The sequence below is a fragment of the Haloarcula sp. JP-L23 genome, from assembly GCF_011602445.1.
Classification (GTDB): Archaea; Halobacteriota; Halobacteria; order Halobacteriales; family Haloarculaceae; genus Haloarcula; species Haloarcula pellucida.
The window spans coordinates 3,052,397-3,075,754 of the sequence record NZ_CP050014.1; the positions used below are offsets into that span (position 1 = coordinate 3,052,397).

20 protein-coding genes are annotated in these 23,358 nt (G+C 65.8%); 6 read left to right on the plus strand and 14 right to left on the minus strand.

Features of this window, described 5'->3' with window-relative positions:
- Positions 1 to 69 precede the first annotated feature (69 nt).
- Entirely contained in the window at positions 70 to 1,557 is a 1,488-nt protein-coding gene (locus tag G9465_RS15990) for a replication factor C large subunit (RefSeq protein WP_166971746.1), read from the minus strand.
- A 91-nt stretch (positions 1,558 to 1,648) separates the two neighbouring features.
- Here G9465_RS15990 and G9465_RS15995 point away from each other — a divergent pair, with 91 nt between their 5' ends.
- Genes G9465_RS15995 through G9465_RS16005 form a run of 3 tightly spaced genes read left to right on the plus strand, consistent with a single transcriptional unit; the run spans position 1,649 to position 3,608 of the window.
- Positions 1,649 to 2,215 carry a hypothetical protein gene (locus tag G9465_RS15995; protein WP_166971748.1) on the plus strand — a complete coding sequence of 189 codons (567 nt, stop codon included), beginning with the start codon at positions 1,649 to 1,651 and terminating at the stop codon, positions 2,213 to 2,215.
- A 43-nt stretch (positions 2,216 to 2,258) separates the two neighbouring features.
- A complete protein-coding gene (locus G9465_RS16000) occupies positions 2,259 to 2,846 on the plus strand; it encodes a type IV pilin (protein WP_166971750.1) in 588 nt (195 codons plus the stop codon).
- Positions 2,847 to 2,900: 54 nt separating this feature from the next.
- Entirely contained in the window at positions 2,901 to 3,608 is a 708-nt protein-coding gene (locus G9465_RS16005; RefSeq protein ID WP_166971752.1) for a helix-turn-helix domain-containing protein, read from the plus strand.
- A gap of 18 nt (positions 3,609 to 3,626) precedes the next feature.
- On the opposite strand, the gene G9465_RS16010 is transcribed toward G9465_RS16005, so the two are convergent.
- From G9465_RS16010 to G9465_RS16030, 5 genes are all read right to left on the minus strand, one after another.
- A complete protein-coding gene (locus G9465_RS16010) occupies positions 3,627 to 4,841 on the minus strand; it encodes a ZIP family metal transporter (protein ID WP_166971755.1) in 1,215 nt (404 codons plus the stop codon).
- On the minus strand, positions 4,838 to 6,091 hold the full coding sequence (locus G9465_RS16015; protein WP_166971757.1) for a multicopper oxidase domain-containing protein: 1,254 nt from the start codon (positions 6,089 to 6,091) through the stop codon (positions 4,838 to 4,840). Before G9465_RS16015 ends, G9465_RS16010 begins: the two co-directional genes overlap by 4 nt.
- A gap of 313 nt (positions 6,092 to 6,404) precedes the next feature.
- On the minus strand, positions 6,405 to 7,742 hold the full coding sequence (gene hmgB, locus G9465_RS16020; RefSeq protein ID WP_166971759.1) for a hydroxymethylglutaryl-CoA synthase: 1,338 nt from the start codon (positions 7,740 to 7,742) through the stop codon (positions 6,405 to 6,407).
- 68 nt (positions 7,743 to 7,810) lie between these two features.
- Positions 7,811 to 10,726 carry a hypothetical protein gene (locus tag G9465_RS16025; RefSeq protein WP_166971761.1) on the minus strand — a complete coding sequence of 972 codons (2,916 nt, stop codon included), beginning with the start codon at positions 10,724 to 10,726 and terminating at the stop codon, positions 7,811 to 7,813.
- A 43-nt stretch (positions 10,727 to 10,769) separates the two neighbouring features.
- Positions 10,770 to 11,354 (minus strand): DUF2150 family protein, encoded by a 585-nt coding sequence (locus G9465_RS16030; RefSeq protein ID WP_166971763.1) that lies wholly within the window; start codon positions 11,352 to 11,354, stop codon positions 10,770 to 10,772.
- 166 nt (positions 11,355 to 11,520) lie between these two features.
- On the opposite strand from G9465_RS16030, the gene G9465_RS16035 reads away from it, so the two are divergent.
- Positions 11,521 to 11,829 carry a hypothetical protein gene (locus tag G9465_RS16035; RefSeq protein ID WP_166971765.1) on the plus strand — a complete coding sequence of 103 codons (309 nt, stop codon included), beginning with the start codon at positions 11,521 to 11,523 and terminating at the stop codon, positions 11,827 to 11,829.
- Here G9465_RS16035 and G9465_RS16040 read toward each other — a convergent pair.
- Positions 11,826 to 13,037 (minus strand): mechanosensitive ion channel family protein, encoded by a 1,212-nt coding sequence (locus G9465_RS16040; protein ID WP_227015585.1) that lies wholly within the window; start codon positions 13,035 to 13,037, stop codon positions 11,826 to 11,828. The genes G9465_RS16035 and G9465_RS16040 overlap by 4 nt on opposite strands.
- 106 nt (positions 13,038 to 13,143) lie before the next feature.
- On the minus strand, positions 13,144 to 14,052 hold the full coding sequence (pdxS, locus tag G9465_RS16045; RefSeq protein WP_166971769.1) for a pyridoxal 5'-phosphate synthase lyase subunit PdxS: 909 nt from the start codon (positions 14,050 to 14,052) through the stop codon (positions 13,144 to 13,146).
- Between the two features lie 143 nt (positions 14,053 to 14,195).
- On the opposite strand from pdxS, the gene G9465_RS16050 reads away from it, so the two are divergent.
- Together G9465_RS16050 and G9465_RS16055 are read left to right on the plus strand one after the other, a co-directional pair.
- Positions 14,196 to 15,671 carry a hybrid sensor histidine kinase/response regulator gene (locus tag G9465_RS16050; RefSeq protein WP_166971771.1) on the plus strand — a complete coding sequence of 492 codons (1,476 nt, stop codon included), beginning with the start codon at positions 14,196 to 14,198 and terminating at the stop codon, positions 15,669 to 15,671.
- 63 nt (positions 15,672 to 15,734) lie between these two features.
- Positions 15,735 to 16,514 (plus strand): DUF1405 domain-containing protein, encoded by a 780-nt coding sequence (locus G9465_RS16055; protein ID WP_166971773.1) that lies wholly within the window; start codon positions 15,735 to 15,737, stop codon positions 16,512 to 16,514.
- Positions 16,515 to 16,521: 7 nt separating this feature from the next.
- Here the strand turns inward: G9465_RS16055 and G9465_RS16060 are convergent, their stop codons facing one another.
- The 6 genes from G9465_RS16060 to G9465_RS16085 form a co-directional block, all read right to left on the minus strand.
- On the minus strand, positions 16,522 to 16,698 hold the full coding sequence (locus tag G9465_RS16060) for a hypothetical protein (RefSeq protein ID WP_166971775.1): 177 nt from the start codon (positions 16,696 to 16,698) through the stop codon (positions 16,522 to 16,524).
- An 84-nt stretch (positions 16,699 to 16,782) separates the two neighbouring features.
- Positions 16,783 to 19,500 carry a valine--tRNA ligase gene (locus tag G9465_RS16065; RefSeq protein ID WP_166971777.1) on the minus strand — a complete coding sequence of 906 codons (2,718 nt, stop codon included), beginning with the start codon at positions 19,498 to 19,500 and terminating at the stop codon, positions 16,783 to 16,785.
- A 307-nt stretch (positions 19,501 to 19,807) separates the two neighbouring features.
- A complete protein-coding gene (locus tag G9465_RS16070; RefSeq protein WP_166971779.1) occupies positions 19,808 to 20,716 on the minus strand; it encodes a DUF6293 family protein in 909 nt (302 codons plus the stop codon).
- A 77-nt stretch (positions 20,717 to 20,793) separates the two neighbouring features.
- The gene (locus tag G9465_RS16075; protein ID WP_166971781.1) at positions 20,794 to 21,192 is read right to left on the minus strand and encodes a DUF2892 domain-containing protein; all 399 of its coding nucleotides are present in this window, start codon (positions 21,190 to 21,192) and stop codon (positions 20,794 to 20,796) included.
- A 60-nt stretch (positions 21,193 to 21,252) separates the two neighbouring features.
- Positions 21,253 to 21,735: a peroxiredoxin gene (locus G9465_RS16080; RefSeq protein WP_166971783.1), complete on the minus strand. Its 483-nt coding sequence runs from the start codon at positions 21,733 to 21,735 to the stop codon at positions 21,253 to 21,255.
- A gap of 95 nt (positions 21,736 to 21,830) precedes the next feature.
- Positions 21,831 to 23,357: a sodium:solute symporter gene (locus G9465_RS16085; RefSeq protein WP_166971785.1), complete on the minus strand. Its 1,527-nt coding sequence runs from the start codon at positions 23,355 to 23,357 to the stop codon at positions 21,831 to 21,833.
- Position 23,358 lies beyond the last annotated feature (1 nt).

Consider the following 23,358-nt stretch of genomic DNA (forward strand, 5'->3'; position numbering starts at 1 on the left):
AGGGTGGTTGTCGGGGCGACAGAAAGCGACGGGCGGGGAGTATGACTGACGTTTATGTGTGACTGAGAGTCACATGAAGTCCGAGAGCCCGGACTGCTGGTCGTCCTCCTCGGCGGCGTCGCTGTCGGGCGCCTCCTCTTCGTCCGCTGTCTCGGCCTCCGCGCCGTCGTCGGCGGTCGCACCCAGTGTGGCCTGCGAGTCGTCGTCGCCGTCTTCCTCCTCGTCGCTCGCCTCGGCACCACTCGCCGACGCGCCCTCGAACGCGCCGCCCGAGTGTTCGACGGCGGCCTCCTCCTGCAGTCGCTCGGCGTCCTCGACGATGGACTGGACCTTGTTGGTGTCCTTGCCAGACCCGGTGACGAAGGCGACGTGTTCGGCCTCCATGTCGTAGGTGGCGGCCATCGCCACCGTCAACTCGCGGTTCGTGCAGTGGTGGGTCATCGTCGCGAGGAACGGCATAATTTCCCGGCGGGCGGTCCGCATCGAGACGCCGTCGACGGCGGCTATCTGCTGGGCGACGTAGTCCCGGGTCTTCCGGGTCCCCTTCGAGCGGCCGAGTTTGGACCAGTAGGACGGCGGCCCGTAGCGGGTCCAGCCACCCTTCTTCCCGTCGCGGGCGGCGGCGACGCCGGCAGTCATGTTGTCGCCCGCGTAGCGCCAGAACGAGTAGTTCTGGGTCGCCCGCACCCGGCCGAGCCATCGGTCGGCGTTCGAGAGGAACTCGTAGGCTTTCGCGAGTTCCGCGCCCTCGTAGTCTTTGGGCATGTTGTCCTCTATCCAGTTGATGAGGTCGTCGGGCGTCTCGTCGACGTCGTAACTGGCCTTCAGTGCCTCCTCGGCGGTGCCCTCCTTCAGCACGACGTCGAGGTACTCGAAGATACCCTCGGAGGTGTCCCGTTCGCCGGAGACGTAGTCGTCGGCCTCGATACGGTCACGGCCCTCGGCGGTCGCCTGCAGGTCCTTGATGGCCCCGCGCAGGTCGCCGCTGTTCTGCTCGGCGATGTCCTCGATGACCGCGTCGGTGTACTCGATACCCTCCTTCCGGCAGAGGTCACGCAGGACGGGGACGATAGAGCGCTTCTGCACCGCCGAGAACTCGATGTCCTGGCAGTTGTTTCGAAGCGAGTTGGACATCTCGTAGTACTCGTTGGCGATGAGAATCATCGGCTGGTTGGCCTCCTTCACGAGCGAGGAGATGGCACGGGCACCGCCCCGGTCGGCGTTGCCGTGGATGTTGTCGGCCTCGTCCATCACCACGAGGCGTCGCCCCGCGCCGCCGGCGGTGAGGGTGCCGGACTTCGCCGCCTCGCCGGCGACCTGCTCGATGACGTCCTTCGTGCGGGAGTCACTGGCGTTGAGTTCGATGGTCGGCCAGCCCATGTCGTTGGCCAGCGCGTGAGCGGCGGAGGTCTTGCCCACGCCGGGCGTGCCGTGGAGGACGACCGCCTCGTGGTGGCTCTCCCACGTATCAGCCCACTCCTTCAGCGCGTCGCGGGCCTTGTTGTTGCCCCGTACCTCCGAGAGCGTACTCGGGCGGTACTTCTCCGTCCAGTCCATTGGACCGTGGTTGGTGCGACCGGCGTTTAGGGGTTGCGGAGACAACGTGGCCCGAAGGCATTTACCGCCGGCAGGCGGCGTCTGACCCGTCATGAACGAAGACAGCCGTAGCTACGTCGCCGCCGCGGCGGCCGGTGCCGTCGCGTTCGTCCTCGCGTACGTACTCGTATACGCCCTCAGCATCTCCGTCGTCCGGGACTCGCTGCTGACCGGCATCGCCGAGGCGTTCGGCGACGAGAACGCCGCGTGGAAGATAGTGGGCTGGGTGTTCTTCAACGCCCAGTTCGTCACGACGACCGTCACCGTCGACGTGCCGTTGCTCGGCGGCACCGACGCGGTGAACTTCATCGCCGAGAGCGACTCGCTGTCACCCGTGCTGTACGTGATTCCGCCCGCTCTCTTGACCGCCGCCGGTCTCGCGGCCGCCCGTGTCGACGGCGCGGTGGAGACGGCGCGTGCGCTCCGAGTCGGGCCGGCCGTCACGCTCGGTTACCTCCCGCTGGCAATCGCCGGTGCGCTGCTGTTCGCGGTCAGCGTCGGCGAGGGGAGCGGTGGGTCCCCCGACCTCCTGACCGCCGTCGTCCTCGCCGGCGTCGTCTACCCCGTCGTCTTCGGGACGCTCGGGGCTGTCCTCGGCACGGCACTCGGCGGCGACTGACGCGGCCGAGCGTTTACGTGGGAAGGCGCGGCCACGGACGACCGTGGTCCGTCGATACCCGAGTCAGACAGGCGACGAGCGAGCGGTCACGCCCGTGGTCGCGGTGGTACTGCTCGTCGCTCTCGTCGTCGTCCTCGCCGCCTCGGTGACCGCCGCTACCGTGGGATACGCGAGTGACCTACGCGGCCCGGCCCCGACCGTCGCCCAGTCCAGCGGCGAGTTCGAGCGATACGCGACCGGCGGTGGCCGTTACACCGACCAGATAGTCCGCGTCACGCACCTCGCCGGCGACCCGTTACGCGTCGCCGACCTCGAACTGGTCGTCGACGCCAGCGACGCCTGTGGGAAGTCGGGTCGGTTGGTGAACCTCCCCGCGACGGGCGACGACTTGCGGCCGACCGACGAGTACGTCCGTGGCGACGACGTCTTCGACAACGCCTACGACGCCGTCGAGGGGCCTATCGGGACGGGTGACGTCGACGACGACGGGACGTGGAGCGCCGGCGAGACGGCCCAGTTCCGTCTCGCGACGAGCGAGTGCCCTCTCGACGCCGGCGAGCGGTTCACCGTCCGCCTCGTCCACACGCCGACGGGGGCCGTCCTCGTCGAAGAGTCGATGACGGCGTCCTGATGGGGACCGGCGTTCCGGTACGTTTTTGTTCCAGTCCGATAATCTTGCTAACTAATGACACGCGGCGCGCGCGCCCAACTCGCCGAGAAGATAGCCGGCGAAGTCGCACTCAGCGACGACCCGGGGGCGACCCTTCGGAAGTGGCGTACCGACTTCGGCGTTGCACAGACGGAGTTGGCCGACCGGTTGGACGTCTCACCGTCGGTCGTCTCCGACTACGAGAGCGGGCGTCGGGACAACCCGGGTATCGCCGTCGTCCGGCGACTCGTCGTTGCGCTCCTCGACATCGACGAGGAGCGAGGCGGCGACCACATCCGACAGCACGCCCGCGTGCTGTCCTCGGGGTTCGACAGCGACGTGGTCCACGACCTGCGGGAGTACTCGGCCAACGTCCCCGTCGAGCGAGTGTACGACGCCATCGGCGCCGAGGAACTCCACCGCGGCGGGCAGGACACCGTCGCCGGCCACACCGTCATCAACTCCATCGCCGCCATCACGCGCCTCTCCTCCGACGAGTTCTACCAGTTGTACGGCCAGTCGACCAACCGCGCGCTGGTGTTTACGAACGTCACCCGCGGGGAGTCCCCGCTCGTGGCGCTGCGCGTCGTCTCGCCGACGCCGAACGCCGTCATCCTGCACGGCCTCGACAGCGACGACGTGTGGGAGAAGGCGGCCGATCTGGCGCGCATCGACGACTTCTCGCTCGCGGTCACGGACCGGGATATAGAGGACGTGCTGGACGGGTTACGGGGCCTCCCGTAACATCGGGTTGCTCGTCGCTCAGAGTGCGACGAGCAGGTCCGTCGCGTACATCACGGCGAGGCCGGCGAGGAACGCGAGGACGTTCGTCGGCGTGCCCAGCGACCCGCGACGCCGGACCATCGTCCCGATCTCCCAGTTCACCTGCAGGATAGCGCCCACGCCGATGGCGAGAAACAGCGCCCCCAGCGTCGGCGAGAAGGCGATGCTACCTATCCAGCCACCGAGGATGACCGGCGCGCCAGCGATGACGCCCAGCGCGACGAAGTGTCGCAACGCCGGCCGCTCGCCCTCCGCGACGGGGGCGACCACTGCCGGGCCTTCCGTGACGTTGTGAATCATGAAGCCGACGACGAGGAACGCGCCAAGCGAGACGCGCCCCAGCGCCACCGAACTTCCGATGGCCAGCCCTTCGGCGAGATTGTGCAGGCCGATGGAGAGGGCGACGAGGTAGGCGATACCCAGCGGATTCACGTCACCCGAAGCGTTCCACGCCGAGACGGCCTGCACCAGCAATAGGGCCCCGAGGATGCCCAGCACGACGAGGAGGTTCCCCTCGAAGGCGCCGGGCACCTCGGCCGCCAACTCGAACGCTTCGAACCCGGCGTCGAACGCCAGAAACGCCAGCACGCCGACGGCGAACAGCAGAATAGCGTGCAGCGACCGGTCGCTCATGCCTTGCATCACGGGGTACCACAGCATCCCGAGTGCGACGGGGATGACGCCGACGAACAGACCGACGACGGCCAGCAGGCCGAGTAACTCACCGGTGAGCCCCGGCGACACCTGCGGGGCCGGAATCGTGTGCGTGAACGTCGTCCCGTCCGAGAGGACGAGACCGGTGTGAAGGTCCCACCCCGGCGTCCAGTGGTACGGGACGACGACGCGCCCGCTCTCCATCGGGGCGAGCGTGTTCGTCGCCTCGCCGCCGGCATACAGCGTGAAGTCCCAGTAGGCGTCGTTGACGAGCACCTGGCTGATCGTCACGGGGTCCGGCCCGTTGTTGGTCACGTGGAGGACCACCGTCTCGTCGTTCGGCAGCGACGCGTGCGTGACCGTGACGTCGGGCAACGCGCCACCGGTCACCAGTCCGGCGAACGGGTTCAGAAAGACGAACCCCGCGACGACGACAGCGAGCAAGACGAGCGGTGCAACGGCCCCGACCCACGTCGGGAGGCCAAAGGGCATTCCGCCGCGGGCAACGGTCGCGCCACCGTCGGTACGTTCGTCGGTCATGCTCGCACCTCGAAGAAGCTCATCCAGCCGAGTTCGGCGAACTCCGACTGGTGGGCGTGGAACATATACAGCCCCGGCTGATGGTCCGAGTAGTCCAGTTCGACGATACCGCGCTGTGCCTGACACTGCATGATGGTGTCGATGGTCTTGTGTGTCGGTTTCAGCGTCGTCCCGTGGTCGTAGTAGTCGAAGAACTGCGAGTGGGTGTGAAAGGAGTTGACGAGGTCGAACTCGATGGCGTTAATCAGATACACCCGCTGACGCTGGTCGCGCCGTATCTGTATCGGCTTGACCGTCTCGCCGGCCTCCCACTCGCCGTTCTCGGCGTCGGTCGACCCGACGCCGTAGGCAAAGGCCCGCGTGTTCGCGGCGTACACCTCGTTGTCGCCGTCGAAGTTGGTGTCGAAGCCGTTCATCACCATCACCATCTCGTCGACTTCGTCGGCGCGGTACTCGTGGTTACGCAGTTCGGCCTCCTCGACCAACTCGGCTCGCAGGTCGTCGGTCATCGGGCCGTGGTAGTTGACGTAGTCGCGCGGGTTCTGCCGGACGCGCTCTGGGTCGGGGTCGATGATCATCGCGCCGTAGAGCCCGCGGTGGATGTGCTCTTTCAGCGGCATGGAGTGGCAGTGATAGAAGTGACACCCCGCCGGCCGGGCCTGCCACTCGTAGACGAACCGCTCGCCCTGTTCGATGACGCCCGGACCGTTCTGGGGGATGCCGTCCATCTGCGGGTTGACGTTCTTCAGATGCGGGTGGATTGTGTGGGGGTGGTCCTGACCGTTGCTGAACCGAATGCGAACGAGTTCTCCCTCGACGGCCCGCAGCGTCGGCCCGGGGACCTGCCCGTTGTAGGTCCACGCCGGGAACGTGACGCCCGGCGCGATTTCGATCTCTCGGAGCGACGCGTCCAGTTCGAACTCCCGGACGCGCTGCCCGTCTTCCATCTTGACCGTTCCAGTCTCGAACGTCCGGAGGAACTCGTGTGGATCGAAATCCGCAGATTGGAACTCGCCGACGACGCCGGCGCGACCGTGTGGCGATTCGGCGCCATCGTGGTCGCCCGACGCAGTGGCACCGCCGGAGAGCCCCACGGCGCTCGCGCCTGCGAGCCCCAACCCACCCAATACCGCACGGCGACTGACCGCCGCGTCGTCTTTGACGGCACTGACGAGTCGGTCAGAGAGCGACTCGGTGAGTTCCGCCGCGTCCTCGCGGTCGCCGGTCGACCGTGGTCCGTCGTCGGCCATCAGACAGCACCACCTTCGGGATTCGACTGCCGAGAGAGCACGGCGTCGTTCCAGCTTTTAGATTTCTGCATAGTCGAGATTAGATGCGTCTAAAGCAAAAGTGTGCCGGTGGTGAGAACGCGTGTACGACTGTAGTACGGGCCGGCCTGACGGTTCAAAGCGGTGTTGCGGCGTGGATACGTCTCTCGGTGACAGAAACATCGATCGAAAAGCCGCCGCGCCGGAACGACCCGTCGAACGGAGTGAGACGCCTCGCGAGTTACGTCGTTCCCCACTCGTCGTTTACGCGGACCGCACGTCGTCCGGGTCCGGTCTACTCTACGTACCGGTACTTCCGCTCACCCATCCGCCCCCAGCCATCGAAGACGAACTCCGAGTCGGGTGCAGTGAACTCCTCGACGTCGGCGTTCGTGTCGTGGTTGTGGACGTCGTGAATCTGCTCGTACTCCTCGAACGAGAGGTTGTACCGCTTGCGATTCTGCTCGTCGATGTTCAACTGGGCGATCTCCTCTTCCCAGCCGGGGACGACAGTCTCGGCGTGGACCTCGGCCTGTGCGCCCGACCCGTAGGAGGCGACCAGTAGCTGTTTGCCGTCTAACTCGCGGCCGTGTTCGCGGGCGTGTTTCAGACCGGCGGCGCGGGCGATGTGGACCGACCCGGTGTACCAGTTCCCGACCTCGCGTGAGATCTCCAGCGTCGGGTCGATAGTGTCGGCGTACCAGTCCTGATAGCGCTCCGTCTCGGTTAGCGCGTCGGTGTACTCCCGGATGGCGTCGCGGAACGCGTCGTCGGACTCGAAGTCCTCGCGCATCGGTTGGTGGCCGATTTCCTCGGCGACGAGGTCCTCGACGTCGGTGCCGCGGATGATGTGCCGGTAGCCCAGCGCCGCGGCCTTCCGGACCATGCCGGGGAACGGCGTGTGGAACGGAATCAGCGGGTAGTCGTCGGGGTGGATGTCGCCGACCTGCGACGCGAAGTCGTCGAGCGCTTCGCGCATCCGTGCCAGATAGACGTTCACCGAGCGCTTCCCGTCGACGGAGGGGAACTGCTGGTTCGGCTTGAGGAAGTCCGTCTCGTCGGCGCTGCCGAAGCCCTGTTCGGTGGAGAGTTCCACGAGGCTCGGGTCCTCGTCGACGAGCATCGCGACGGCGCCGGCCCCCTGCGTGGCCTCTCCGGGGTCGTCGCGGGCGTACAGCGCCGTGTCCGTGGCGATGACGATGGCCGCCCGGCCGCGGTTCCGACCGGCTCGAATCCAGTTGTAAGCGTCGTCTAAGCTCTGTGTGCCCGCGATACAGGCGAACTTCCGCTCGCCCTTGTTCGCGTGGTGGAAGTCGCCGTCGTACACCTGTTCGAGACAGCCCGCGACGTACGTCGAGACGGGCTTGGAGTTGTCGAAGGAGGACTCCGTCGCCACGTCGATGCGGCCGATGTCTGCCGGTTCGAGCCCCTTGCGCTCCATCAGTCGGTGGGCGGCGTTGGCCGCCATCGTCACGATGTCCTCGTAGACGTCCGGGAACGAGGAGGCGTGCAGCCCCAACCCCTTCGTGTACTTCCCGGGGTCGTCACCTTGGGCCGGCGCGAACGTCTCGGCGAGGTCCAGCTTCAGTTTCCCTGTCCATATCTCCATCGCGTCGATACCGACTGCTGTCATGAGTAGAGGGTCGGTGGGGGTGGTTAAGTTATTGTCGTCTGTAAATTCGACGTATGTCGAACCACAGCTTAGGTCGACTGCTCCGCCGTGTCAGATTGGCCGTTGCTGTCAGTGACGGTGACGACGACGTAATAGGGTGGTGACCCACCGCCGGGTTGGTTAGAGCTGTCGGTATCGCTCACCGTTTCGGTCGCCGTACCGCCGGTGTATCCGCCGTCCGTGGCGATGTCGAGGCGGTTGTTCTTCGCTGAGGAGTCGTACAGTTCGACCGTGTACCCCGTCAGGTCGTTGTCCGGGTCGGTACCGGTAAACTCGACGGTCACGTCCCCGCTCCGACCGCTTCCTCCGATCGACGTCGTAATCTGGTCGATAGAGACCGAAGGTGGCTGATTCGCCGCCGTCACCTCGAACGTCGTTCCCGCGGTGTCGGCGTCGCTCCGACTGAAACCGACGGTGTACGGCGAGTTCGCGCCCGACCCCGTACTGACGCCAGTCAGTTCGAGGGTGATGGTGTCGCCGTCTGTCGCCCCGTCCGAGGTGTACTGCAGGACGACGTCACTGCCCTGTTCGAGGAACTGAGCGGACCCACCGCCGCCAGCGACGGTGACGCTCGCACTGCCGTAGTTCACGTCGTCGGCGCCCTGCGCGTTCGAGAGGTCGACGTACACCGTCTCGCCGTTCGGGAGCGTGGTCCCGGACGCCGGTGAGAACGATATCTGCTGGGTCTGGCTCCCGGTGTTGGGGTCTAGGTTGTCGACGCTCACGCTGTCGAGGGCCGAGGTACCGGCCCCGCGAGTGACCGAGAAGTCGTCGGTCACGGTGTTACCCGTGTCGGCCCGGGTGAACGGCACCGAGTACGGGTTCGACTGGTCGCTCTGGTCGCCAGCGATGACGTCGGTCAGTCTGATGGTGACTTGCGTTCCCGCCGCGACGTCGCTCGACGGCGTGTACTCGATGCGGGTCTGGTCGTCGTCGGACTGAGAGACCCAAGTGGCGGACCCGCCGCCGGCCGAGGCGATGGAAGCCGACCCGTAGTCGACCTGCAACGGACTCACCGTCTGCGGGTCGTCGAGGTTGATGGTGACCGTCGTCCCCGACGGAAGCGTCGTCGAGGGCGTAAACGTCAGCGTTTGTTCTTGCTTCGCGTTGGGTACCAGTCCAGTGGCCCGCGTGCTACTGAACGAACCGCTGGTGTCGGCGGGCGAGACGGTGTACGTCCGTTCGTAGACCACACTGTCGACGGTGTACGTCAGCGACACCAAGAGTTGTTCGCCCCGCATGTCGACGTTCGAGGCGGTCCCCGACCCCTCGTCGTAGCGGTAGAACTCATAGAGGTACGCCGTGAACGTCGTCCCGGCGGAGACGCGGGCGTTGTCGCCGTTGATGCGCCCGTCGATGTCGAGGTCGGTCTCGCGCGGGATCGGAACGCCGTCCCGGCCGGAGAATCCGGAGGAAAACTGGCTGAAGTCGACGTAAGCGTCCTGCACGTCGCCCTCCACGTAGTACTCGTTGTCCGTCGGTCCGGTGCCCGCCGACTCGTCGGCGAGGGCGTCGATGGTCGTATCAGCCGGTCGGATGTCGATGTCGGTGACGGTTATCTCTTTGTTGTAGGTGTTCTGGAAGGAGAGGTCCACGCCGCCGGGAACGGTGTTGGCGTCGCCGTCGCCGTCCGCGTCGTCGTCGTCTTTCGCCAGCGCCGAGGCGAGGGTGACGCTCCCCGCCGGGAGACCGGTACTCTCGGACTCGACGGTCACCGTTCGCGTGACGTTCTTCGGGTCCCCGGCGTCGAACGAAACGAGGTTCGGTGTCACCGCTACGTCGCCGGTGATAGCCTCCGTCGTCGTGAAGTTGAGTTGATGGGGCGTCGTCGCGGTGGACCCGTCAGTGTTGTACGTGAAGGTGACTCGTCCATCTTGGTCCGTCCTTCGGGTGTTGTCCATCGCCGCGAACGACCCCGGGCTGGAACTGTTGTCGCTGGCCTCGACGGTCACCCCCTCGACGGGGTTGTTGTACGCGTCGCGCACTTCAAGGACGATTTCGGTCTCGCCGCTCTGTGTGACCGTCGCGTCACCCGAGTCGACGACCGTGACGTAGGCGTCCTCCTCGTCGGTGACGCGCGACCCGACACCGACTTTCGCCATCTGGAGTCGGTAGTCAACACCCGACTCGAACGCAATCGTGACGTTGTTGAACGGGCCGTTCTCGCCGGTCTTGCTCACGCTGGTGACGTAGGCGTCGGGGTCGGTGCCACCGGGGTCGTACTCCTCGTCGAGGAGATCTTGGACCTGCGTGGGGGATAGCCGCGTCAGCAGCGAGACGGATACCGGGTTCGTCCCGTCGTCTGTGACGGTGACGGTGCGGGTCGACTGGCTCACCGGTTCGACGTCCACCGTCGTCGTACCGCTCGAAGACCTGCCGAGCGACCCGTTCAGCGCGACCAGCGAGATGCGGCGCCCCTCGACGAACGTCTGTCCCGACAGCGGCAGCGCGTCGCTCCTGAACTGGTTGTACGCGACGGAGTGCTCGTAGTAGGTGGTGGGAGCCGAGCCGTAGAGGTTGTAGTTCGGTTCGTAGACCAGCGTACCGGTGTTGTACCGCCGGGGCGACCCGTCCCAGAGGTCACCGGTCTCACCGCTCGCGACGGCGTTGCTCACGGTGAACGCTTTCGAGGCGTCGACGGTGCCGTTCGTCCGCAACGACCCGGACGGCGGCCCCGGGTTGACCGCGACGGCCCGACTCGGGTAGTTCGTCCCGAGTGTCACCGACACCGCCGCCGACGACCCGCCGCCGACCTGCGAGACGATGGCGTTTCGCAGGTCCTGCATCTGGGTGTGGACCCGCTGGTTGTGGTTGAACTCTATCTCCTCGTTTTGCTGGGGAACCACGAACGCCTGATAGGACGAGAAAGCGACGACGAGGACGGCGAACAACAGTACGGCCCCCACCTGGACCGACTGTGCTCTCCGGTCCCCGACCAAATCCATGCAGGGTAGTTGCGGAGTGGTAGGTAAAAACCTGTCCGGTGACTCAGCTTTCGTCTTCCTCTTCGACGACTTCGGGGTCGCTCATCGCCGTCTGGAGGCTGTCGAGGCCGTTGACCCACTCGGAGACGAGGCCGTACTCCAGGTCCTCGGCGACGTCCATCGCGAGTTCGTCGCCGTCGATGATGCGCGTCCCGGCCTGCACGCAGTAACCAAGCGCCGCGTCGAGGTCTTCTTCGGCCTCGGCGTCCGCTGCGGCACCGACGTAGTCGGCGACCGTCGCCTCTTCGGCGGGACCTTCTGCGACGTACTCCTCGGCGGCGTAGAAGACACAGACCAGCGACGTTTGCACGCCGTCTATCAGCATCAGCGTCTCTTCGTCGTCCATCTCGATGTCGTCGAGGACGATCTCTCTGACCCCGGCGAGTTCGTCCACCGTCGTCTCTTCGTCTAGCGTGCCGTCCTCGTAGTCGGTGAGTATCTTCGCGATGGCGATAGCGGCATCGTCCTGCAGGTTCAACAGGAGGCGCGCCGAATCCTCGTCCTCGGGGTCGACACCCTCCTCTTCGATGCGGTCGAGCCAGTTCTGCCAGCGTTCCTCGGTGTAATACTCCCCCGGCGGAGTGCTCATACAACTCCGTTCGTGCGCCCGGGGATAATAGCTTCGACAGGCGACGCCTACCGCCGCGTAGCCACCAAACCATCCGGAATCGAACGGGTGGCGGTCCTCAAGCGGTTCGACAGGTCCCACCCGTAGTTCTGGGGGATTTATACGCTTTCGTATGCTATGACATTTCATGTCACAGCGGCGCTCGACGCTCGACGCGCCCGGCTACACCGACCCGGCAGTCGTGGGCCGACGGGCGACGCGGGCCGGACTCGCTCTCGCCGCGGCGACGCTACCGCTGGTCGTGGGGACTGTCGCCGGAATGCTCGTGGACGCACCCACGCTCACAGCGGGTGTCGACGCCGTCCTCGCCGCGGCGGGCACGCCGCTCGTCGGTGGATACGGGCGGGCGTGGCTGTTCCACGTCGGCGCGCTCGGCCTGCTCGCGGGGTGCTGGCTGCTCGGGGCCGGCCTCCTGCTAGACGGGTTGTTCGACTAGTCCTCGGCGTCGGCGCTGACCGACCGGACCGGGTCGTCGACCGCGCCGTCGCCTCTGGTCTCGAGCGTCCGCTGTGGGAACGGGATAGAGATGTCTTCCCGCTCGAAGGCCGTCTTGATTTCCCGAACCACGGCCGAGATGGCGCGCCACTTGCGAGGCGGCGTCGGGTGGTCGATCCAGAACCGGAGTTCGAGGACGATGGCCGAATCGCCAAACGACTTGGGGACGACCTGTGGCGGTGGCGAGTCTATGATGTCGTCGACGCGGGCCATCGCATCCTCTGCGGTCTCCATCGCCGTGTCCACGTCGGCGTCGTAGTCGATACCGACGTCGAGGGTCAGCCGTAACAGCCCCTTCTGGCTCCGGTTGGTTATCGCCTTCTCGCTCACCAAGTCGTTCGGCATGACCACGAACTCGCCGTCGAAGTTCTCCAGTCGCGTGTTGAAGATGGTGATGTCTGTGACGATGCCCTCCTCGTCGCCGACGACGACCCAGTCGCCGATGGTGAACGGTCGAGAGAACATGAGAACGAACCCGGCGATGAGCGACCCTAGCGTCTGTCGGGCCGCGAAACCGACGACGATACCGAGGAAACCGGCCCCGACGAGGAGGCCGCCGATGTTGATACCCCAGATGGCGAGGATGGTCGCCCCGGCGGTGACGAAGATCGTCACCTGCCCGAGACGGAGCAGAATCTCTTCCTGATGCTCTGTGAAGTCATCGAGCGCCAGACTCAGGCGGTCGATAGTCCGCTGTAACTGATCCGAGAGGACGAACGCTACCGTGACGAGCAGCGCCGTCTGGAGGGTCCGTAACAGCGTCGGGTCGTCGCTCTCGACGTACGGGCGCAACGTCCCGGCGACGTCGACGAGGTTCCAGACGACGAGAAAGGAGAGGACGACGAGCAACAGCACCGTCAGTTGTGCCGTCCGCAGGAGGACCCCGTGGAACGACGTCGGCGTATAGGCTGCGAGCCGAGTCAGCCAACCGGACCCTAGCTGGCTGACGGCGAGCGTACGCAGGCGAGCGAGCAGCGCTGGGACGACGACGACGCTGAACACGAGGATGCCGAACAGGATGGCCGTCGCGACGAGTTGGCCCTCCGACGCCGCGAGCGCTTCGAGTGACTCTTGGAGCGCCTGCACGAAGTCGAGTAGCGACTGTGTGGACCGATCCGCAGCCTCAGTCGTCGTGTCCGTCCCCTGCACACCCCCCATATCACCACCGTAGTGACTTGTGTCTTCGTTTCCGACCCGTAGACGGAAAGACGAACCGGCAGCGTGACCACGGAACGGACAGCGAAGCGGTGCCCGTTTAGACGCCGCGGCCCTGCAGTTGCTCCTCTTCGGGCAGGTCGGCGTTGGCGTCGCCTTTCATGCCCTTGCCGACGTTCTTGCTGATTTCGGTGAGTTTCTCGGGGTCGTCCCAGTTGTTGACGGCCTCGACGATGGCGGTGCCCATCGCTTCGGGGTCCTCGGCACCGAAGATGCCCGAGCCGACGAAGATGCCGTCACAGCCGTGGTGCATCATCAGCGCGGCGTCGGCGGGCGTCGCGATGCCGCCGGCGGCGAAGTTGACGACCGGCAGGCGACCCATATCGGCCGTCTCGTGGACGAGGTCCGCGGGCGCTTCGTGTTCCCGAGCCCACTTCTCCCGTTCCTCGTAGTTCATCCCCTCCAGTTTGCGGATGGCGCCCTTGATGTTGCGCTGGTGGTGGACGGCCTGGTTCACGTCGCCGGTGCCGGCCTCGCCCTTCGTACGAATCATCGCTGCGCCCTCGTCGATGCGTCGGAGCGCTTCCTGCAGGTTGCGAGCGCCACAGACGAACGGCGCGGTGAACTCGCGCTTGTCGATGTGGTACCGGTCGTCGGCCGGTGTCAGCACCTCGCTCTCGTCCAGCATGTCCGCGCCCGCGGCTTCGAGTATTTCGGCCTCTTTCGTGTGTCCGATGCGCGACTTCCCCATCACGGGGATGGAGACTTCGTCGATGACCGCCTGTAGCGAGGCGGGGTCGGCCATCCGGGCGACGCCGCCACGCTTGCGGATGTCGGCCGGCACCGCTTCGAGGTTCATCACCGCGACGGCACCGACGTCCTCGGCGATGCGGGCCTGCTCGGGCGTGACGACGTCCATGATGACGCCGCCCTTCTGCATCTTCGCGAACCCGCGCTTGACGAGATCAGTACCGCGGCGGAGGTCCTCCAGATCGGTAGCTTCAGGCATTGACCGGGGATTAGGACTGGATTTACTTAACGCGTGTCCTTGGCGGGGACAGGAACGGACGGGCCGGAGTGAACACGGCGAACGACGGCCCGTGGCGTGCTAGTGGTATTTATCCATAGCAGATAATCCGTACACAGATGGATATGGAGTGGCCCCCACTCAACTACACAGGACAGATACGGGTCCTCCACGTCGACGACAACGCGGACTTTCTGGAGGTGGCGAAGGCCGTGCTCACTCGCCAGTCCGACGCGCTTGACATCGTCCCCGTCACCGACCCGACAGTGGTCACTGACCGACTCACCGAGGGCGACATCGAGTGCGTCGTCTCGGACTACGACATGGGCCCCATCGACGGCCTCGAACTCCTGCGAGAGGTGCGGGAAGACCACCCGGACCTGCCGTTCATCCTGTTTACCGGGAAAGGGAGCGAGGAGGTCGCGAGCGAAGCCATCTCGGCCGGTGTCACAGATTACGTCCAGAAGAGCGGCGACAGCGAGACGTTCGAGATGCTGGAAAACCGCATCGAGAACGCCGTCGACCACGCCCGGACCGAAAACCGTCTCGCGTACGAGAGTAGCCTGCTCGACACTATCTTCGAGCAGGTTCCCCATCACATGTACATCAAAGACGCGGCGGGTCGCCACGTCCGAATGAGTCACGCACACGTCGACGACCCCGAGGCGGCCATCGGCAAGACGGACCGCGAACTCTACCCCGGACCCCACGCCGAGGACACCTACGCCGACGACATGTCGGTCATCGAGACGGGCGAACCGATCATCCACAAGGAGGAACAGACCATCGACGAGGTGGGCGAGACGTACAGTTTCGACCATCTCGACGACAACTACGAGCAAGACGTCGTCACCGACAAAGAGCGGTACAACGAGTGGGCACTCACCTCCAAGGTGCCGTGGCGCGACGAGAACGGCGACATCGTCGGTCTCATCGGCATCACGTTCGACATCAGCGACCGCAAGCACTACGAGCAGTCGCTGGAACGGCACACCGAGCGTCTCGAACAGTTCCTCGCCGAAGTCGCTCACGACATCCGGTCGCCGCTACAGGTCGCGAGTTCGAACGTCGCGTTGCTACGGGAGACGGGCGCTGACGACGAGCGACTGGACGCTATCGAACGGAGCCACGACCGCATCGCCGCGCTGGCCGACGAACTCGGGAGCTTCGCCAGACACGGCGACGTCGACCCGACGCCGGAACCCGTCGACCTGTCCGAGGCCGTCTCGGAAGCGTGGGCCAGTCACAGCACAGATGAGGCGACGCTCTCGGTCGGTGACCTCCCGACCGTCGAGGCGGACCCCACCGAACTGAACCGCCTCATCGACAACCTCATCGACAACGCGATTGACCACGCCGGGTCCGACGTGACGGTGACCGTCGGCCCTCTCGACGACGGAACGGGATTCTTCGTCGCCGACGACGGGCCGGGTATTCCCGAGAGCGACCGTGAGGGGGTATTCGAGACGGGGTACACTACCGCCGCCAAGGGGACCGGTCTCGGACTAGCCATCGTCGAGACTGTCGCAGACCGACACGGCTGGACCGTCGCGGTGACCGAGAGCGAGGCGGGCGGCACGCGGTTCGACATCAGTGTCTGACCGCGGGTGCACTCTACCCGCCCGACCGCTAGCGTTTTGCCCGCGCCATCCCACAGCGGAGACATGGCCACACAGGAGGGTGTCGGTGGGCGCATCGAGGCGATCGTCGCGCGGGTCTTCGACGGGCCAGTGCCCACCACCGAGGGACTCCCACGGTACGTCGCGCCGCTTCCCGAGTGGCTCGAAAACGTCGGCTTACGGCTGGCGTGGCCTATCGCGCTGGTCAACCTCGTCGGGACGCTCTTTGGCTTCTGGTACTACGCCGGCCGACCGCTGAACCTCACACCGCCGCTCGTCGAGGGCCAACTTGGCGCCGCGCCGTTGCTCGCCTACCCGCTCATCCCCGACTCGCCGGTGGCGACGATGTTCATCGGCCTCTCTTTTGCCGCGTGGCGACTCGACTGGGACGTCGAGTGGTTGCACATGCTCGCGTTCTTCGGGTGTATCAAACTCGGCCTGTGGACGCCGTTCGTCCAGTTGGTCATCAACGGCCCGGGCGGCATCGCGGCGTGGCTCTACTGGTTTCTCGTCCTCTCGCACATGGCGATGGCCGTCGAGGCGTTCCTCATCCACCGATACGCCAGCTTTTCGGTGCCGGCGGTCGCCGTCGCCGTGTTCTGGTACGGGTTCAACGACGTGGTCGACTACTTCGTGCCGGTACTCGGAGGCCCCCACCACACGTGGCTCCGCGGCGAACCGCTGGTGGCGGCCTACACGTTCGACCACACCGTCCTCGCGCACGACCTCGCGGCGGGGTGGGCCGTCGTCCTGACTCTCGCCGCGACGTTCTGGGCGCTGTCGACGCGGGTCGAGAAGATAAAGCGCCGGTCCGCGACCGAGTGAGCGGCGCTCAGATAGTGAATGGGTCGTCCTCGTCGCGCTCCTCTAACACCCACTCCAGTTCCTCGATGGCGCGCAGGATGGCCACTTCGGCCTCGTCTTCCAGTTCCGAGGACGGGGGGTCGTGGCTGTCGTACTCGTCCCGAAGCGCCTCGATGCGGTCCCGTATCGCTGCCTCGTCTTGCATACGCGACCGTACTCGCCGGTCGGCATTGATGCTACTGGTCGCGGCGATGCGCGCGAAGAAGGGCGGCCGAACGCAGTTCGTCGCTTACCGCACGACGACGACGGCGTTCTCCGTCTCGGTCATCTCGCCCTCGCCGGAGTACGTACGAGATTCCTCGACGGCGAACATCTCCGCGTCGAGTTCGAACTCGCCGCCTGCGACGACCAGCGTGTCGCCGTCGATCTCGTAGTCGCCGGACTCGATAGCGCTATCGAGGGCACCGACGTCGCTCCCGAACTCCGGCCCGACGATGGAGTAGTCGAGGTCGATGTCGCTGACCTCGGTGGTGATGTCCGGGGCGTCTTCGAACGTCTCCAGCGTCTCGACGTGCATGGCCTCGGCGATGGCCGCGGCGAACCCTTCGACGTGACCGTACACCTCGACGTGCTCTAAGTCGGCGTTCAGCGGCAGGCCGTTCTCCGTCTTGTAGCGGCGGAGCGCGGAGACGACTTCCATCGCCGTCTCGCCCGCTTCGAGGTCCGCCTCGTAGCCGCCGGCGACGGGCCAGTCGGTCGTGTGGACCGACTCTTCTTCGTCGTAGATTCGGTCCCACAGTTCCTCCGTGATGTGGGGGAGGAAGGGCGCGAACAGTTTCAGGAAGGTCCGGTGAGCGGTCAGGAGGGTGTACTCCGTGGACGGGTCGCTCCCGTCGGAGAGGCGCTGTTTGGCGATTTCGAGGTAGTCGTCACAGAACGTGTTCCAGAAGAACGACCGCAGTTCGTTGCGGGCCTTCGAGAACGCGTAGTCCTCGAACTTCGCCGTGACGGAGTCGATGGTCGCGTCCAGTTCCGCCAGTAGCCAGCGGTCGACGGCCGAGAGGTCGGCCTCGTCGACGTCGCCGACCGCGTCGTGGGCAGGAGTCAACTGGTCGACGAGTCGGGAGGCGTTCCAGAGCTTCTGGAGCAGGCGTTCGCCCGCTTCGAGGTCCCCCTCCTTGTACGGGAAGTCGTCGCCGATGGAGGTGCCGGCGGCCCAGTAGCGGGCGGCATCGACCGGGAAGTTCTCCAGCACCTCACTGGGCGGGATGACGTTGCCCTTCGATTTGGACATCGCCTCGCGGTTCTCGTCTAGGACCATCCCGTTGACCATGACGTTCTCGAAGGGCACCTCGTCGGTGTGCTCGTAGCACTTGACGACGGTGTGGAACAGCCAGAACGAGATGATGTCGTGGCCCTGCGGGCGCAGGTCGAACGGGTACAGTTCCGGCATCTCCATCTCGAAGGTGCCGTCGGTGATGGAGTTGGGTTCGTCCGCGTCGGCGTCGTCGTCCGCGGTCCAGTCCCAGCCCGCATTCACGAGCGGCGTGAGCGAGGAGGTGGCCCACGTGTCGAAGACGTCCTCTTCGGGCGTGAACGTGTCGTGGCCGCACTCGGGACAGCCGTCGACCGGCGGGTCGTCCGAGAGCGGGTCCGCGGGCAGTTGCTCGGGGTCAGCCAGAATCGGCTCACCGCACTCGTCACAGTACCAGACCGGAATCGGGATGCCCGAATCGCGCTGGCGGGAGATACACCAGTCCCACTCCAGCCCCTCTATCCAGTGCTGGTAGCGACTGTACATCTTCTCGGGGAACCACTCCATGTCGCGGCCGGCCTGCAGGTACTCGTCTTTCTTGTCCAGCAGTTTGATGTACCACTGCTCGGTGACCAGATACTCGACTTCGACGCCACAGCGCTCGTGGACCTGCACGGTGTGCTCGTGGTCGCGCGATTCCAGCAGGTACCCCTCGACGTCTAAGTCTTCGATGATGGCCGCGCGGGCCTGCGTGGTGCTCATCCCCTCGTAGTCGCCGGCCACCTCGGTCATCGTCGCCGATTCGTCGATGGCCAGTCGGAGGTCGAGGTCGTGGGCCTGATACCACTCGATGTCGTTCTGGTCGCCGAACGTACAGCACATGACGAGGCCGCTGCCGGTCTCCATGTCGACGCGTTCGTCGGCGATGATGGGCACCTCCTGTCCGAACAGCGGGACCCGCGCGGTGCCGCCGACGAGGTGCTGGTTCTCGTCGTCGTCCGGGTGGACGAAGACGGAGACACAGGCCGGGAGGAGTTCCGGGCGCGTCGTCGAAATCGTAAAGGTCTCGTCCTCGACGGGGCCGTCGCCGTCCTCGACCAGTTCGAAGGCGATGTCGTTGAACTTCGTGTGCTTGTCCTCGTCCTCCTGTTCGACCTGCGAGATGGCCGTCTCACAGTCCGGACACCAGATGGTCGGCGCGCGCTGGCGGTACTCCCGACCCTGCTCGTAGAGGTCGAGGAAGGACAGTTGCGAGACCCGCTGGACCTCCGGCGCGATGGTCTTGTAGGTGTTGTCCCAGTCGACGGAGATAGCCAAGGATTGAACGTCCTCGGTGAACTCGTCCTCGTAGCGCGTACAGACCTCGCGGCACTTCTCCTGGAACTCGCGGCGCTCGAAGTCCTGATGGCGGATGTCCAGTTCGCGCTCTGTCAGGCGCTCGGAGGCGATGCCGTTGTCGTCGTAGCCGAAGGGGAAGTAGACGGTGTCGTCGGCCATCCGGTGGTAGCGGGCGACGAAGTCCTGCAGGGTGAACTGATAGAGGTGGCCCATGTGGAGGTTGCCCGACACCGTCGGCGGCGGCGTGTCGATGGTGAAGCGGGTGTCGGCGTCGCCGTCGTAGGCGTAGGTGTCCTCGGCGACCCAGTGGTCCTGCCACTTGGGCTCTATCTCGGCGGGGTCGTACTCCCCGTCGATGCTCTCGGACTGGTCGGCTGGCGATTCCTCGGTCGGTGGGTCCTGTGTGTCACTCATGTCTGAACGGCGGCGTGTCGGTCGAAAACGGTGCGGGCGTCGAGAGGTGGTGTTAGTGGGGCGTGGGGGCCCCTACTACGGCGGGTACGAGAACGGCTTCGGAGACTGCTCGACGCGCCATTACGTGTATGTGGGCCAACCGGGGGCTAAACGACTTCGGTTTGCTGGTGTCGATGCAACTCTTGAGTGTGGGGACGCGAGCAGGGGTCCGAACAGCCAGAAAGTCCCGCCCGATTGGCTGTTCCACGAGGTGGGACGTTCCGGTTCTGTCGAATCACAACGACGTTACCGAATCAATAGACGGTATCTAGGGCAGTTCGTGGTCGCGGTCCTCGGCCGAATGGGCGCGGACCCACAACTCGCCGATACGGGAGAGGCGGGTGCGGTAGGACTTCCCGTGTTCCTCCTGCTCGATGTACCCCTTGCCGCCGGGGCCGAGTCGGTCGACGTTGTAGATGACCTTCGAGCGGAACGAGTCGGTGTACTCCTCGCCGAGGTCGCGGGCCAGTTCTTGGGCCAGTTCCGAGACGGACTCGAACTCGCCGTGTTCGCCCAGTGTGAAGAGGATGACCTCCTCGAACGGCTTGACGTTCGAGAACGACGCGACGGGGAGTTCGACGATGTGTGAGCCGTCTATCTCCTTGGCCCCGATGGTAGTGCCGCGTTCGTCGAACTCGTCTAAGAGGTCCAGTGCCGTCGCCAGTCGCTCGTCGACCCGGTCGTCGACGTCCCCGCCCTGCTGGAGGTCTTCGAGGAGGGCGACCTGTCGGCGCAGTTCCTCGGCGAGTTCCGTCTCCAGATACTTCTCGGGGACGGTGTAGTAGGTGTGGATGCGGTCCCGGTCGCCCTCGCGTTCGACCATGATGGAGTGGGCGGCCGTCGCGAAGGCAAAGGAGACGGTCCGGGGCATCGCGGAGACGTTGACCCACACCTCGCCCCCGGCGTCGAGTTCCGCGTTGATGAGTTCGAACGCCTGCTCGAAGGCCTCGTCGTAGTCGTAGACGTCGGCGACGACGACCCGTTCGGTCTCGGCCCCCAGCAGGTTGCTGTAGTCTTTCTCCAGCTTTCTGGCGAGGTTGCGCGAGTACTCGACGTTGGCCTCCGAACCGACGGCCCCCTCTAAGAGGATGACGCGGTCCACGTCGAGTTGCTCGCGCACCAGCGGCGCGATGAGCCGGTCGTAGTCGAAGCCGACCGGGACGATGTGGGTCTGCATACCCAAACTGCCGTCACGGACGGTTATAAACTCCCGTAGACTCCCGCCGCGTCGGCGACGGGTATCCGACCGAACAGTTACTTACAGGCGTCGTGGACCGTCTCGCCGTCTTCGTTCGGGCTTCGAGACTCGCCGACGACGATGGGTTCGCCGCAGGCGGCACAGGTCAGCGACGCGCCGGGGGTCGCGCTCTCCGTCGCGGACTCGGTCGTCTCGTCGTCGGTCGATACCACGGCGGTGTCGTCGTCCGACTCGTCGTCGGAGACACCGACGGACGTGTCGATGTCGAGGGCGTCGTTGACGCCGCAGTACTTCGTGCTCGCGTTGAACCCGAAGACGAGCGCACCGGCACCGGCCAGCAGGCCCCGCACGCGCTTGCCGTTCCGGAACGAACGAATCGCGGCGATGGTGAGGACCACTGCGAGGGCTGCACGGGCGAGTCTGTCGCGGTCGCCGACGTTCTCTGAAACGTCCATATTGGACCGTCGGCCCGGACGCCCTTGTAGGTTCACGTCTCGGCCACGGCGGCCCCGTCCTCACTCGCCGAACGGGTCCTCGTAGCCGTTGCGGATGAAGTACCGTACCCAGTTGCCGTGGGTCCGGTCGGCGGGGTGGTTGGCGACCTGTTCGTACTGGACCGTCCCGGACTCGTCGATGACGTAGGTCGCGGCGATACCGGTGAGACCGTGACTGGTCTCCTCGGTGCCGCTGTACTGCGCTGCGACATCGCCGTCGGGGTCGGCCAGCAGTTGGATGTCGAGGTCGTAGCGGTCCCGCATCTCCGTCACGGGGCCGATAGGGTCGGTGACGACGGGGAAGATGTCGACGTCGTCGTTGAACCAGAGGTCGTAGGAGACTTCGCTGAACGTCTGTAGCTGTTCGGCGCAGAAACTGCACCAGTGGCCCCGGTTGACGAGAACGACCGTCGGGCCGTCGCCGAGGTGGTCTGAGAGGGAGACGTCTTCACCGCTGGTACTCTGGAGCGTGAAATCCGGCGCTTGCGACTGTTCCAGCGTCATGCAAGCGTCGTTAGCCGCATCGATAAATAACGGGCGTCCGGGTGTGCGACCGGTCGACACAACCGGGGGCTGAGAGACGGCGGAGCAGACGGCCGTCAGTCGGCGTCGACGCCGTCGACCCGGTAGACCGCCGGTTTCTCCTCCGGCGCGGTGGAGGTGACCAGCGAGACGCCGACCGTCAGGACCAATCCGAGTAGGATGCCGACGATACCGGGCGTCCAGCCCATGTACGCGGTCGGGAGCGCGACGGAGGCGCCGACCACTCCAGCGAGCGTCTCGACGACGGGGAAGACGTGCAGGACGTAGAATACCTGCGTCCCGCCGATGCCGGCGTACATCCCGTAGCGGGTGGTGCCCTGCCAGTACAGCGCCAGCGCGACGGGCACCGTCAACTGGGCGAACCCGCTGAAGGCGGTGTCGCCTATCTGGACGAGCGTCCCCGGCGTGTAGAGACTGGCGACGAACGAGAGCGTCGCGAACGCGACGACGCCGACGCGGGCGACCAGCGCCTCCCGTGCGTCCGCGTCGGCCTCGCCCTCGCCGAAGACGCGCTTCAGCGGGCGGTAGACGTCCCGCGTCAGGTACGAGGACCCCGAGAGGAGCATCGAGTCGCTGGAGGACATCATCGCCGCCATCGCGCCGGCGATGACCAGCGCCGCGAACCACGTCGGCGTGTACTGGGCCAGCAGTGCCGGGACGACGTTGCTGCCCTCCGGCACCGTCACGCCGAGGCCGGCGGCCCACGCGCCGAGCATGAACGCCGGCACGAACAGCAAGAGGACGAGGACGGGCCACAGCGCGAACGTTCGCTTCAGCACCGTCTTCGACCCGGCGGCGAAGAACCGCTGGTTTATCTGCGGGAACATCGTCACGCCGAAGGCGATGCTGATGGCCGTCGAGAGCATCCACTGCGGAGTGTAGAGGCCGCCGCCCAGCGCGAGGAACTCGGGGTTCGTCTCGGCGAGCGCCGCGGTGGCTTCGCCCGCGCCGCCGACGGCGGCAAGAATCCACGCGACGGCGACCCAGACCAGCGAGAGCATGAACAGGCCCTGTAAGGTGTCGGTCCACGCGACACCGCGCATCCCGGAGATGGCGACGTAGACGATCATGAACAGCGTGATGCCGCCCGCGCCGACCCAGAACGGCACCGCCCCCTCGGTCAGGCCGACGATGGCCTGTCCCGCCCCCTTCTGCTGGAGCATCACGTACGGGAACAGCCAGACGAGACTGACGCCGGCGACGAGGACCCGGAGCGGCGTCGACCCGAAGCGGTCCCCGAGCATCTCTCCCAGCGTGACGTAGCCGTGGCGCTTGCCGACCAGCCACTGCTTGTACCCCAGCACGTACCAGAGGACGGCGAAGATGATGCCGTCCATCAGGCCCATGACCAGAATCCACTCGGGGCCGGCGGCGAACGCGAGGTTCGGCCCGCCGAAGAAGGTGAACGCCGAGAGGAGGGTGGCAAACGTCGTAAAGAGGAGGACGACGGTGCCCAGCGTCCGACTGGCGAGGTAGTAGTCCTCGGCGCTCCGGTCGGTCAGGCGGTAGGCGACGACACCCACCGCCAGCGCGACGACCATGTACGCGCCGACGATACCCAGTTGAAGCGCGGTGTCGGCCATC